At 50.0% G+C, this 11880-nt stretch carries 11 protein-coding genes and 1 tRNA gene; 4 read left to right on the plus strand and 8 right to left on the minus strand.

Features of this window, described 5'->3' with window-relative positions:
- Positions 1 to 12: 12 nt before the first annotated feature.
- Both HMPREF1492_RS07045 and HMPREF1492_RS07050 read right to left on the minus strand, forming a co-directional pair.
- The gene (locus HMPREF1492_RS07045; RefSeq protein WP_035437437.1) at positions 13 to 681 is read right to left on the minus strand and encodes a hypothetical protein; all 669 of its coding nucleotides are present in this window, start codon (positions 679 to 681) and stop codon (positions 13 to 15) included.
- A gap of 48 nt (positions 682 to 729) precedes the next feature.
- Positions 730 to 1368, minus strand: coding sequence for a hypothetical protein (locus HMPREF1492_RS07050; protein ID WP_035437440.1), 639 nt, complete (start codon positions 1366 to 1368; stop codon positions 730 to 732).
- Positions 1369 to 1414: 46 nt separating this feature from the next.
- Here HMPREF1492_RS07050 and HMPREF1492_RS07055 point away from each other — a divergent pair, with 46 nt between their 5' ends.
- A complete protein-coding gene (locus HMPREF1492_RS07055; protein WP_035437442.1) occupies positions 1415 to 1630 on the plus strand; it encodes a phage holin family protein in 216 nt (71 codons plus the stop codon).
- A gap of 4 nt (positions 1631 to 1634) precedes the next feature.
- On the opposite strand, the gene HMPREF1492_RS07060 is transcribed toward HMPREF1492_RS07055, so the two are convergent.
- The 3 genes from HMPREF1492_RS07060 to HMPREF1492_RS07070 form a co-directional block, all read right to left on the minus strand.
- Positions 1635 to 1709: transfer RNA gene (locus tag HMPREF1492_RS07060), tRNA-Glu, on the minus strand.
- Between the two features lie 68 nt (positions 1710 to 1777).
- Positions 1778 to 2806 (minus strand): hypothetical protein, encoded by a 1029-nt coding sequence (locus HMPREF1492_RS07350; protein WP_051479450.1) that lies wholly within the window; start codon positions 2804 to 2806, stop codon positions 1778 to 1780.
- A complete protein-coding gene (locus tag HMPREF1492_RS07070; RefSeq protein ID WP_051479451.1) occupies positions 2803 to 3990 on the minus strand; it encodes a tetratricopeptide repeat protein in 1188 nt (395 codons plus the stop codon). The genes HMPREF1492_RS07350 and HMPREF1492_RS07070 overlap by 4 nt, the downstream gene beginning before the upstream one ends.
- Before the next feature lie 307 nt (positions 3991 to 4297).
- On the opposite strand from HMPREF1492_RS07070, the gene HMPREF1492_RS07075 reads away from it, so the two are divergent.
- The 3 genes from HMPREF1492_RS07075 to deoC all read left to right on the plus strand — a co-directional run bounded on the left by HMPREF1492_RS07075 (position 4298) and on the right by deoC (position 7822).
- The gene (locus HMPREF1492_RS07075; protein ID WP_035433072.1) at positions 4298 to 5512 is read left to right on the plus strand and encodes an iron-containing alcohol dehydrogenase; all 1215 of its coding nucleotides are present in this window, start codon (positions 4298 to 4300) and stop codon (positions 5510 to 5512) included.
- Positions 5513 to 6060: 548 nt separating this feature from the next.
- A complete protein-coding gene (locus HMPREF1492_RS07080) occupies positions 6061 to 7089 on the plus strand; it encodes a hypothetical protein (protein WP_035437445.1) in 1029 nt (342 codons plus the stop codon).
- A 91-nt stretch (positions 7090 to 7180) separates the two neighbouring features.
- Positions 7181 to 7822 carry a deoxyribose-phosphate aldolase gene (deoC, locus tag HMPREF1492_RS07085; RefSeq protein ID WP_035437447.1) on the plus strand — a complete coding sequence of 214 codons (642 nt, stop codon included), beginning with the start codon at positions 7181 to 7183 and terminating at the stop codon, positions 7820 to 7822.
- 258 nt (positions 7823 to 8080) lie between these two features.
- On the opposite strand, the gene HMPREF1492_RS07090 is transcribed toward deoC, so the two are convergent.
- The 3 genes from HMPREF1492_RS07090 to HMPREF1492_RS07100 form a co-directional block, all read right to left on the minus strand.
- Positions 8081 to 8965: a YjjW family glycine radical enzyme activase gene (locus HMPREF1492_RS07090; RefSeq protein WP_051479452.1), complete on the minus strand. Its 885-nt coding sequence runs from the start codon at positions 8963 to 8965 to the stop codon at positions 8081 to 8083.
- Positions 8966 to 8984: 19 nt separating this feature from the next.
- Positions 8985 to 10487 (minus strand): YjjI family glycine radical enzyme, encoded by a 1503-nt coding sequence (locus HMPREF1492_RS07095; RefSeq protein ID WP_035437450.1) that lies wholly within the window; start codon positions 10485 to 10487, stop codon positions 8985 to 8987.
- Positions 10488 to 10652: 165 nt separating this feature from the next.
- A complete protein-coding gene (locus tag HMPREF1492_RS07100) occupies positions 10653 to 11384 on the minus strand; it encodes a Crp/Fnr family transcriptional regulator (protein ID WP_035433088.1) in 732 nt (243 codons plus the stop codon).
- Positions 11385 to 11880: the final 496 nt, after the last annotated feature.

Below are 11880 nucleotides of genomic sequence, written 5' to 3' on the forward strand. Positions count from 1 at the left end.
GTCTTTATTTAATTAGCCCTCATGAAGATAGTGAGTTAGTTGGAACTGTCCCTTGCCCATTGAGATGATGAACAAGGGATCGTCCCCATGTTCTTGATTGATTATTTTTTCAACTTCTTGATTTGTAGTAATGTGGCCGATTCCATTATTCCAGGTGACATGCCAGTCACAGTAAAGGACTGATTTTTCAGGTTCTTGCGGAGGTGTATAAATCCCACCAATTTTTTCTCCCTCGCAAATGAGTGATGGCATTGAATAGAACCACACATCATCTGAATATTCATTAGCAAAAGTCATACATGCAATTTGAGTCTCAGGATTAGGGGTGTCACATTGAACCCATTTAATACTTGGAGGGTTAAAGCTCCCAGTAAAAAGAATATATATAATCGATGCAGACATAGGTATTATCGCAATGGTTTGTAAAACGGTGTGTACAAGTTTTCTACTATAGTTTAAAGACTCAAAAAAGCTGCGAGACGACACGATTAAAAAAATGACTATAGCCGCTAAAATAAAGCATACCATCCAGTGTCTAAAAAACAGTACTCCTAAAAAACACACTGGAGTGGGATATGTTATGAACGAAATGAATTCATTTGCATAGAACAGCAGAAAGAGAGTTGCTAAATAAATGGCCGCTCTTAGTAAATGAACAAGGCGATTAGTCTTTGAAAGCATCTCATTACCTCATTCTGCAAGTTTGAGAAATAACATCAACTCATGATTTCATAGACGGATAAGATTTGTATGTATGGGATAAAAATTTTTTCTTGTTAGGGTTTCAACGGCATTTGAGTTTGTAGTTGTAATGTCGTATTGGTTATTTTCATGAACTAGTAGCCACTCAATATCTTTAGTTGGTACTGAGTCGCTATATAACCTAATAGTTGCTATACTTTCTCCCAAGCCGAATGGAAAACGTAAAACATAAAAGTGGAGAGTTTCTTCTCCTCCAAAATCAAAATCCTCAAGTAAAACAACTCTGGATAATGAAATTTCTCCAGTATTTACTACAGGTTTATAATCATTTTGACAGGAAAAGATGCAAGGAATGAATAAAAATAATGCTGCACAAAAAGCAACAGAGGTATTATAAACAGCAAATAGGTAAGTTGCTTTTTTAAAAAAAGTAACCATAGATTTTATTTTAGACAACAGTATTAGTGAAGTTATTAGAATGAAAATAGACATAAGAAATAATGCCTGCGGTATTGTTAACAAAGTGCCAAGAAAGCTCACTGGAGTAATATAATCAAGTGAGAAGAAAGAGAAATTTGAGAAGAAGAAATAAACCACTGACAGGACGCAAATAACAAAATATACGAAGCAAATTACCGTGATAAAAAACCCTTTTGACCTGTCCATCGCGATATCCTTTTCTGTAGGCAGATAAAGACATTTCAGTAGAACGGTGATAACGAAAAAACTCCTTATTGTGGGAGTTGCTATACTTTCGGCGCTTTTTGACCTTCTCGCAAAAATCGGCCCTATTTCTATGGGTCAAATCACAATTATATTTTATATTGTCGAAGAAAGTATGTCTGCAATAAAAATCTTAAAGAAGCTTGGCATAAAAACACCTGCTAGATTAGTTAAACTAATAAAAGAAAAACTTAATGACAAATAGCGTATGGTGCCCCCAACGGGAATCGAACCCGTATTGCCGCCTTGAAAGGGCGATGTCCTAACCGTTAGACGATGGGGACGCGAAGAAAAAGTATAGCAAAGATGTTGCAGATTTCTAGGGCTAAACGACGCGATTTTGGGCTTTCATCTATTCTTCGTTTTCCCACCAGTCCAGTCCGGCCTTAAACGCGTAGTCGCGTGCGCTTTGAATCACGCCAGGTACCGACTCTGCCCACGAAATAAATTCCGGCACGTCAGCGATAATCGCCTCGGCCTCGTGAACTGCGATAACATTCTCGGTAAACGTGTCAGGCGTGAAGTTGATCCTGCATGGAATGTAGAGATCAACAAAAGACGGCCTGAGCAGCGCATAAGCCGCTCCCTCGCCGAGGTTAACAAAACCTTTTAGTGCACGCTTTGCCGCGGGCATGCGATTCAACTTGAAGAACAGCAGCGTAAACGCCAGGCGCATCCAAGCATTTGACTGATATCCACAGCTCTCGTCCAGCTTATGGAGCCCCTCCTCGTCTTCCAGGCGAGCAAGAACATATGCCAAGGTAAAACGCGCACCTAGCAAATCTGATGGCGAGAAAAACAAGAGGTCTTCGCAGGCTTTTTTGGAGAGCTTGAAGCAGGCACAATCAGTTGCTACCTGGGCAATCTGTGCGTAGAGGCGCAAAAGCGGGCGGACTTCAGCGCAGCTCCAGGCATCACCGTGATTTTGCTTTGCTTGTTCCAACTTTGGCCTAAAGATTGGGTCAAATTCTTTTTGCAGGTCAAGCAGGTCGTTGAGGATTGCTGCAGGATGATTATTGGAGATTTGCGCCAGGATTCTCTGTGCTTCTAGGTTAATACTTGTGCTGTTAAGAGCTTGGTTTTCAGTAATATTTGTCATCTGATTATGCAAGAAGTTAAGCAGATCCATCCGACTTGCAAAGAAGTCGGCGTCGGAATCAATTTCTTTAGTAATTCCAGCCTGATACTTGCCAATGACATTGACGTATTGAGCAAAAGCTTTTTCTTCTTCGTCAGCAATGAAGTCTTCAGGGGAAGCTTCCACTGCAAGCTTCAACTCGTAGAGAGCAGCTTCAGATACGATATTCTTTTCTCGTGCACACTTTGAGACCAGGCGGTCTACCTGCTCACTGACCATATCGTTAGCGGAATGTTTAATCACTCTGCATCACCACCCGAGTGTGGATTATTTGGCCCGTCGATATGCGGTCCGCTTGGTCGCGGGTCAGCGGGACCTCCAGGGAAGCCGGGGCCGACCGGGCCGTCGGGAAAGTCGAATCCACCAGGGAACGAATCGGCTGAAGCGAACAAGGCATTTGCCTGCATTTGAAGTTCTTTTTCTGCCAGCTCAACGGTCTTTGGGTCTCTCGCCCTAACTTGATCTGCAAGCCAACGACCAAGAACACCGCGTCCTATCAGGTCATTTCCTTCTTGCAGCAATACAGTTGCCTCTGCAATGGCAATGATGAGCTCGTCCTCAGAATAGGGAAGTACGTTGAGACGAGAGAATTCTCCCTCAGGCAAATCCTTCTGTACGAAACAACAAAGTGTTGCCTCCGGATAGCGCTCAATCAGCAGGTCAAGGTAGTGCTCCGCCTCAACCAACTCACGCTTCTTGAAGTGTATGGCCAGGCGAGCCAGCAAAATCCACGGGTCATCTGCCCCGCGAGGCGGATCAAGCTTGCGGTACTGATCCATGAGGTTGTCGAGGGCGTCTTCGTCCTCAAGCTTTGCGTATGCGAGAGCAAGCGTAAAACGAGCATCGGCTGCGTCGGCAGCGTCAAGCTCCAGGAGTTTCTCGCCATATGCGATGGCGTCTTTGTTGCGGCCGCAGATAAGCGCGCGAGAAGAAAGCGTGGCTAACCAGCGCTTATAGGGGTTGATGGCCAGGCGCTGGGCAAGTTCTGCCTGCTCGGCGGGAAGCCCTTGCGAGGACTCTTGCGCCTTCTGGTTGCACGCGGCTTCTACCTGGGTAAGTTTCTCCACAAGAAACTGGTAGTAGGCATCAAAAAGCCTGCTATTTGAGGCGTGGAGCATGCGCTGGGCATCAAAACAATTGGGGTCAAGCTGAATTGCCTGGTTAAGGAGGCGTTTTCCCTGTTCGATAAGGGCCTGCGCCTGAGATTCTTCGACAAACGGTAGGCGGTAATCAACAATCTCGGCCGCTTGCGCAACTAGATTGAACGCGCGGTCTTCGTCGGTTTGAGGGAGGGAATTGCGGTCGTTGGAGAATCGCCAGTTGAAGTCCTTCATCAGCGTAGCAATGCTGTCCTCGTCGCTGACTTGCGTGCGAGCAAAGCGGAGGATAAGCCGCTGGTAGTCCTCTTTTACCGGGTCAAACGCCACAGGATTCCTTTCTCTCTTACGTAATGATATCGCAGGTTATTGAGGTGTGCGGCGCAACTCCGCGAGCGTCGTAAGAAGATTGCGAACGGCAGACGGAAACGTTTGGAGTGGACGGGTTTCTCGCCAGATGGGCGTCAGGTTCCTGTCAAAGGAGTGTATAAATTTTCAACGATATTGCATAAAATGACACTTTCATTTTGGTCAGGTGTCCAAAATGAGCTAGAATAGAAATGTTGAGAAGAAGTAATTGCGAAGAATGGCTTCGCTAGCCGCTTAGGGAAGCGGCACATAGTTAAGGAGAGGTTTTATGGGACGTTTTACAAATCCACGCGATCTGTATTTTGGCGAGGGCGCTCGTCACGAGGTTAAGAACCTCAAGGGTAAGAGGGCAGTTATCGTTTCCGGCGGCAGCTCCATGCGTCGTGGCGGCTTCCTTGATGACATCGAGAATGACCTCAAGTCCGCAGGTTTTGAGGTTGCTCACATTGAGGGTGTCGAGTCCGATCCTTCCGTCGAGACTGTTATGAGCGGTGCTGCTAAGATGAGCGAGTTCCAGCCAGACTGGATCATTGCTATCGGCGGCGGCTCCCCAATCGATGCAGCTAAGGCTATGTGGATTAAGTACGAGTACCCAGAGACCACTTTTGAGGACATGTGCAAGGTCTTTGGTCTTCCTGAGCTCCGCACCAAGGCTCACTTCTGCGCAATTTCTTCTACTTCCGGTACCGCAACTGAGGTAACCGCATTCTCTATCATTACCGATTACCAGAAGGGTGTTAAGTACCCACTGGCTGACTTCCAGATTACCCCTGACGTCGCAATTGTTGACCCTGAGCTCACTTACGGCATGCCTGTTAAGCTTGTTGCTCACACTGGTATGGACGCACTGACCCACGCTATCGAGGCATACGTTTCTACTGTTGCTTCTATGTACACCGACGGCGACGCTCTGCACGCAATCCGCGAGATTGTCGAGTGGCTGCCAAAGTCCTACGCAGGCGACAAAGAGGGACGTCAGCACATGCATGACGCACAGTGCCTTGCTGGTATCGCATTCTCCTCTGGCCTTCTGGGCATCGTTCACTCCATGGCTCACAAGACTGGTGCTGCATTCTCCGGTGGACACATCATCCACGGTTGCGCAAACGCTATGTACCTGGGCAAAGTCATCCAGTTCAACGCTCGCGACGAGCGCGCAAAGACTCGCTATGCATTCATTGCTAAGGAGATCCTGCACCTCGAGGGCAACACTGAGGACGAGCTGGTAGAGGCACTTGTTCAGAAGATTCGCGACATCAACGACGCTCTTAACATCCCACAGGGCATCAAGAACTACGGCGAGGGTGGAACCAAGTCCGAGACCTCCATCATCGACGAGAAGGAGTTCTTCGAGAAGGCTCCAGAGGTTGCTCGCCTTGCTATCGAGGACGCTTGCACTCTCTCCAACCCACGCAAGCCTACCCAGGAGGAGATGGAGCAGCTGCTTAAGTGCGTCTACTTCGACCTTCCTGTTGAGTTCTAAGATCTAGCTTAGACACTTAGCTTCGCTAAAAGCCTGGTAGCGTTCCGCTACCAGGCTTTTTTGTGTGCCCGGCGCGAGCGTAGGCGTTGCGACGTGCTGGTAACGTGCGCAGGCGTGCGCGGGCACGTAAAAAGTTTCTCGGATCCTAAAAACACCTCAAATTAACTCCAAGTGGTAAAAAATGCGTTTAGTTGGGGTTTTCATTTTTCTGCATATAGTGTTTCCCCAGATAAAAGTTTTTGGCGCGGTAAAAAATCGTCTTAGTTGGGGATAAATCGGCCAATTTTAAGTTTTCATCCCCAACTAAACGTGTTTTTTACCTTTTTCGGCACATAATTTTAAGGCCAAAAATTATGTATTCATAAAAATGAATTTAATAGTAGAAATATGCATAATTTTGAAACCAGGTCAGTGTATTTGCATGCTGAGTCTCCGCGAGGGCGATAGTACGACGAATCTTGCACAGATTTCCTGTGTGATTTCAAATCGGTCAGATTACTTGCGCCATTTCCGGGTATGGAATTCATACTTTTTCGCGAAGGAGTGCTATGGATTACTGTCTTTCGTACTTTTCAGCGTTTAATTTATTGATGAGTTCCTCTAGGCCATTTGATTCATCGTCATCAGCAAATGCTATGGTCAAAGTGCCGCTTGTTCCTGAATCAGCTCCAGGAGTAGCTACTGAACGAGATCTTGCTGCCTACTATGGGCATCTGCCAGAGATACAAGGCGTGCGTCTTCAAAAGGAGCCTAACAGTAAGATTGATTTGCTGATTCGTGATGTAAATTCCGCATTTGCAAAAGAGCACGTCACACTTCATGTATGCCAATCAATGATGTTACCTTCGTCACTCCTGCCAATAGGTGTTGACTTAAAAGGATTTGTGACATCTCCAGAATTCACTTACTTGCAAGTTGCTTCAAAGCTTGATTTTATCGGCACAATTCTTGCAGGCAGCGCACTATGCTCTAATTATTTTTTGAACCAAAATGGTCACGGTGGAGTTTCGCAACGCCAAAATGGCCCTCTGACAAATCGCGCTGCAATTGCAAAGTTTCTTGCCACACAAGGAAGAAAGCGCGGCATCATTCCAGCTAAACGAGCGCTTCAGCACATCGTAGAGAAAGCTCGGTCGCCCCGAGAGACCTCGCTTGCCCTGCTATTGTGCCTCCCGTATAACCTCGGTGGCTTTAATCTAGGAACCGTTGAGCTCAATAGGCCAATTGAGCTGGAAAACAGATATGGCGAGAAAATCACTCGAATTCCTGACCTAACCATTCAGCTCAAGGACAAAAGGCAGAAGCGGGCTATGGTACTGCTAGACTACGATCCAGCAACTACACATTCTGGCAGCCAAAAAATCATGCGAGACCTGGATAGGGAAAACGAGCTGGTAACAGGCGTCCAATGTCCGCATTTTTCGGTATCTGGCGAGATGCTTAAAAGCTTTGAAAGCGTTCAGGGCTTGGTCCGCCAGATTCGCGAGTCTACCGGAATAACTGCACGTGATACGACTATGTCAGATCTTGAAGAGCGACAACGGGCACTATGGGCACGGTTGTTCAAAGTCAGATAGCAAAACCAGCTGCCACGTCTTTTCTGCGCCGCTTGCCGTACAATAGAGAAGCATAAACCGCTCATAATCGCACAGCCAGAAGGAGAAAATCGTGGAAGTTAACGGCCTTATCGACCATACAAATTTGAAGCAGAACGCAACCGCTGAAGACATCAAGAAACTTTGCGCCGACGCAAAGCAGTACAAGTTTGCAACTGTCGCCATCAATTCTTGCTGGGTTTCTCTGGCTCATGCCGAGCTCGAGGGCTCTGGAGTTGGTATCACTTCCTGCATCGGTTTCCCTCTGGGCGCCGCTTCAACTGCAGCTAAGGTTGCCGAGGCCAAGCAGAGCGTCGCCGACGGCACAACCGAGATTGATATGGTCATCAACGGTGGCCACCTGGTCGCGGGTGACGACGACTACGTTATCGCTGATATCAAGGCTGTCGTTGAGGCCGCTGGCACCGTGCCCGTTAAGGTAATCCTGGAGTGCTGCCTGCTTGATGACGAGCAGATCGTTCGTGCTTGCAAGGATTGCATGGCTGCTGGGGCTGCGTTCGTCAAGACAAGCACCGGCTTTAGCACCGGCGGCGCAACTGTTCATGACGTCGCTCTGATGAAGCAGACTGTCGGCGACACCTGCAAGGTCAAGGCTGCTGGCGGCATCCACAATAAGTCTGACGCTGAGGCAATGGTTGCGGCTGGCGCAGATCGCCTGGGCTGCTCCAGCGGAATCGCTATCGTCACCGAGTAGCTCGCTGAGCTGGAGCTTTGCGGGCCCCATCGCACTGATAGGTAAATGAAGACGACCTCGTAGCATGTGCTGCGAGGTCGTTCTTTGTTGCAGTGAAAAGGGCACAAAAGCTGGCGAGAAACCCGTGTAAGCTGCAGCAACAATCGCGGCGAGAAACCCGTGCGAGCTGCGGCTGGCACCACCCGGATGCCGTGCGCTGCTGGTATCGCGGTTCACGCCGCGTCTGCTGCGGCTAGCACCGCACACCCGCCGTGGCAGCTAGCTGACGACAACCTCACCAAAGCCCAGCTCACGGGCTTGCAACTCAATTGCTTGCATGCGTTCGTCGCTTGGAGAAGGGGAGTTCTCCATAGGTCCACGCACGCCAAAACGCCTGAACTTCATGAGACGAATACGCGTCTGACCGACCTTCTCGCCAAGGGTTGTGGCAATGCCGTCAACTGCGGCTTCGGCGTCGTTCCAGCCTTCGGTCACGATAACGCGAACCTCTTCAAGCTTGTTTTGCTCGGCCAAAAACGCAAGATTTTTGCGGACCGTGACGCCATTCTCGCCGGTCAGATACTCAAACCACTGATCGTCCCAGGCTTTAACGTCAAGCATGACGCCGCTCGAGAGGGCCAGCAGGTCGCGGTATTCGGTGAAGTCGATGGTGCCATTTGAGTCGATGAGGCAGCTCAGGCCGGCTGCGTTGCAGTAGGTGAAGAGCTCGTAGAGGAAGTCAGGACGGAGCATGCATTCGCCGCCCGAAGTGGTGATTCCGCGGATGAACGGCATGTTGGAAATGCAGCGGTCAGCCACCTCTCGGGCGCTGAGCAGTTCAATCTTTGGCGTGGACTTGTGCTGGCACACCTTGATGCAGTTGTCGCAGTTGATGCAGATGGAGTTATCCCACACAACTTTTCCGTCAGCCACAGACAGGGCGTGAGCTGGGCATGGTTTGACGCACGCCTGGCAGGAGATGCACTCTACCTGGGTCTCGGGGTTATGGCAGTAGGCGCAGCGAATGTTGCAGCCCTGTAGGAAGACGGCGGTTCGGCTTCCTGGACCATCTACCAGCGAGAAGGGAATGATCTTGTTGACAGGAGCAACACACCCAGTTGGATGTGCTGCTCCTAAAGTTGTTTCTGTTGCAGTGCAGGTCACGATTGCGCAGCTCTTCTCGCTAGTCGCTCATGCGAACCTTGCGCTCGCCAAGGTGGTTGGCGGTGAAGTTGCCCAGGCCATCATGAGCGGTGTCCTGAAGAACAACATCGCCGGACTGGAATTTCTTCATCTCAGAGCGCTTAGCCAGGAAGCCGGTAATGCGGACCAGGTCACCCTCGGAGCTGTAGAACGAGAGGTACTTGTCGTCGATGGAGAATGCGGCCTTGACCACGTCAACGACAGCGTCAGGGTTGCGCTCAGCAGTTGGCTCAGCTGGGAAGATGTCGGAGACGCCACTGTTGAAGAAGCGGTGCATGCGAGCACTGTGGCGAATGTGGTCGTAGAGATTTGCAGGCTCGTCGCCAACCTTGATGCGGACACCTGGGGTAACGCCCTGCTGGTCGGAGAAGCCAGCCTGTGCGTGCAGGGTGAAGCGACCGCCAAAGACCTCGGAGTAGACGGCGTCAAAGCTGTTGACCTGGTCGGCAATCTTGACCATGATCTGATCAGCTAGTTCGTTGGCCTCGTCATCCTTGCCGTAAGTGCGGCTGCTGTCAAGATGCAGCAGCTCAGCGACGCACTCGCTCATGCCGGCAACGCCAAACATGCCGCAGAAGCGCTCGCGAGAAATGAGGCCTTCCTTAGCCAGGAAGCTGGTCTCAAAGAAGTTGGAATCCTCAACCATAAAGCGGACGCGCTCGTTCATGAAGTTCAGGACCTCGCCGGTTGCGGTTGGCAGCAGGTTGTTCATGAAGTCGTCAACGTTGGTTGCGAGCTTTGCAAGGCCAGGGAGAAGTACGCGGCTCAAAGTGTAAGCGCCACCGCCCATAGGAAGGACGTTGTAGCAGCTTACAACGGTGTACTCGCCAGGGTAAGTCTCTTTGTGGATGCGGTGGTTAGCAAAAGCTGGGTTGGAGCAGACCATGGTGGTCTTGACTGCCAGACGCATGAACTCGTCGGAAGTGACCTCTGGGTCGTACTTGAGGGTGAAGTTTGGAACGGCGTTCATGAGCTCGCGGTCAACCTCAAGCAGCAGTCTACCTGCGCGAGTGTCCTCTGGACCAATGTTTGCGTGGCAGTAACCACTAGCAACGGTGCGGTCAATGTGGTTCAGGAAGCGGCGCAGACGAGGCTTAATCTCTGCGTCGGTCATACCCTCCAGGAATGGGTCGATAATCTTGTCCAGCTGGCCAACGTAGACAGGGCGGCTGGTAACGGAAGGAACGTTGTCGTAGAGAGCAGCAAGACCCCAGAGCAGGTCATCAAGGGTCTCTGGCTTGTCAAAGCGCAAAAACTCGGAGCCGTTCTGAGCAAACACCTGGTAGTCAGGGCAGATGTAGCGAGGGCGGTAAGGAGCGTTGCCCTCACACATGTCGTCAAGCGCGTGAGCTGCAAAAAGACGATCAAACTCAGCGGTCGTCTTGATAGGATGCTCGGAGTTCTCGGCAGCCTGAGCCAGGTGCAGAACCTTCTGCTTGTACGAGAGGTTGTCGGAAGTGATGATGTCCATGAACTCGCTCATTAGTGCTCCTTACGTTTATCCTGCAAAAACAGGGTTGTGATTACGACGGGTACGTCGGTCGTTCCAAGTGCGGCGTGGCGCGAAAAACGCGTCATGCCAGGTGGGGTGCGCAGCGCTTGGGGCGAGAAGAACGGTCTTGCCCAAGCATTGTTCCAGGTACAGAGGTTAGTCCAGAAGGTGGGTTTCTCCCTCGTGTTTCATTGCGTCATCGAGGCGCTGGAACTGCCTCTCGGTAATGACAATCTTGCCGTGCTGAACAGAAACCATGCCCCTCTCCTTAAGCTCGTCGATACCGCGGGCAACAGTCTTTGTGCTGGTACCAATCTTGTCCGCCAGCTCTTGCCTGGTCAGACGTACGGTAAACGGCCACTCAACAACACCGCGGTGAATCTGATCGCGCGTCAGCTCGCTGAGCATGTACATCAGGCGCTTGGTGCCGCTCCAGGTCAGCAGACTGCGCTCGTAACCGGACTGACGCGTCAGGTTCTTGATAATCCAGCGCGAGCGGGTGAGAAGTGCCTCAGGGTCCGAACGAATCCACTGCAGGTAGTCCTCGCGTGGAACCGAAATAAACTCGCAGCCGGAAGTTGCGGTGAGCGATCCCAGGTAAAACGGGCTCTCGCTAATAACTTCCATCTCGCCAAAAGCAACGGGCGCACGATACTCGTCAATAACATACGTGCTACCTGCGGAATTATGCGACGTAGTGCGCACAGTGCCGCGACACAAAATGTACACGTTATCAACGCGGTCCAGCATGTGGACAAGGGTCTGTCCGGAATTAAGACGAATCTGCCTACAATGAGAAAGACGATTAGCGGGAACGCGAGAAGCCCATTTGATGATCTTCTTGCGAACGTCGGAGTCAAGACTGTCAAGGTAGGTTAAAACGTTCACACGAGACCTCGCTGTTCTTGCTTCGTAAGTCCTCATTACAGGACAGTTTTGGCTTAAGTTTGAGTAATTGTACCTGCTCCCTAAAATAAAAATAAGGACTTTTGTCCACTTTTTGAGATAATTTTCTTGAACGGTATCGGGCTGCGATTGGGCTGCGGCCAACCAGCGGCCAACCAGCGGTCAACCTGGGGTTAACCCACGGTTAACTTGCGGTTAAGCTGCCGTAAGACAGAAAAAAGCCCCCACGTCAAACTGAACTGCCTCCCATTTCTTGGACACGAGAAATAGGAAGCAGTTCAAAACACACCTAAGTCGGATAATCTGTTAAAAAGACGTATACATGACGCTGAAAATACTTCAAACGTGCAGATTATCGTCATTAGGTGTGTAATATGCCCACATTTGAGCAGAATATCCGACTTAGGTGTGTTCCGTAGATTTGGATTCGGCTACCATTTACCGAATACCGAATACCGAATACCGAATACCGAATACC

The sequence above is a fragment of the Atopobium sp. BS2 genome, from assembly GCF_000565075.1.
Taxonomy (GTDB): domain Bacteria; phylum Actinomycetota; class Coriobacteriia; order Coriobacteriales; family Atopobiaceae; genus Lancefieldella.

Excerpts from the sequence above, each read along its gene's own strand:
- HMPREF1492_RS07045 (WP_035437437.1), bottom strand. The coding sequence starts at position 681 with ATGCTTTCAAAGACTAATCGCCTTGTTCATTTACTAAGAGCGGCCATT.
- HMPREF1492_RS07050 (WP_035437440.1), bottom strand. The coding sequence starts at position 1,368 with ATGGACAGGTCAAAAGGGTTTTTTATCACGGTAATTTGCTTCGTATAT.
- HMPREF1492_RS07075 (WP_035433072.1), top strand. The coding sequence starts at position 4,298 with ATGGGACGTTTTACAAATCCACGCGATCTGTATTTTGGCGAGGGCGCT.
- HMPREF1492_RS07080 (WP_035437445.1), top strand. The coding sequence starts at position 6,061 with ATGGATTACTGTCTTTCGTACTTTTCAGCGTTTAATTTATTGATGAGT.
- HMPREF1492_RS07095 (WP_035437450.1), bottom strand. The coding sequence starts at position 10,487 with ATGAGCGAGTTCATGGACATCATCACTTCCGACAACCTCTCGTACAAG.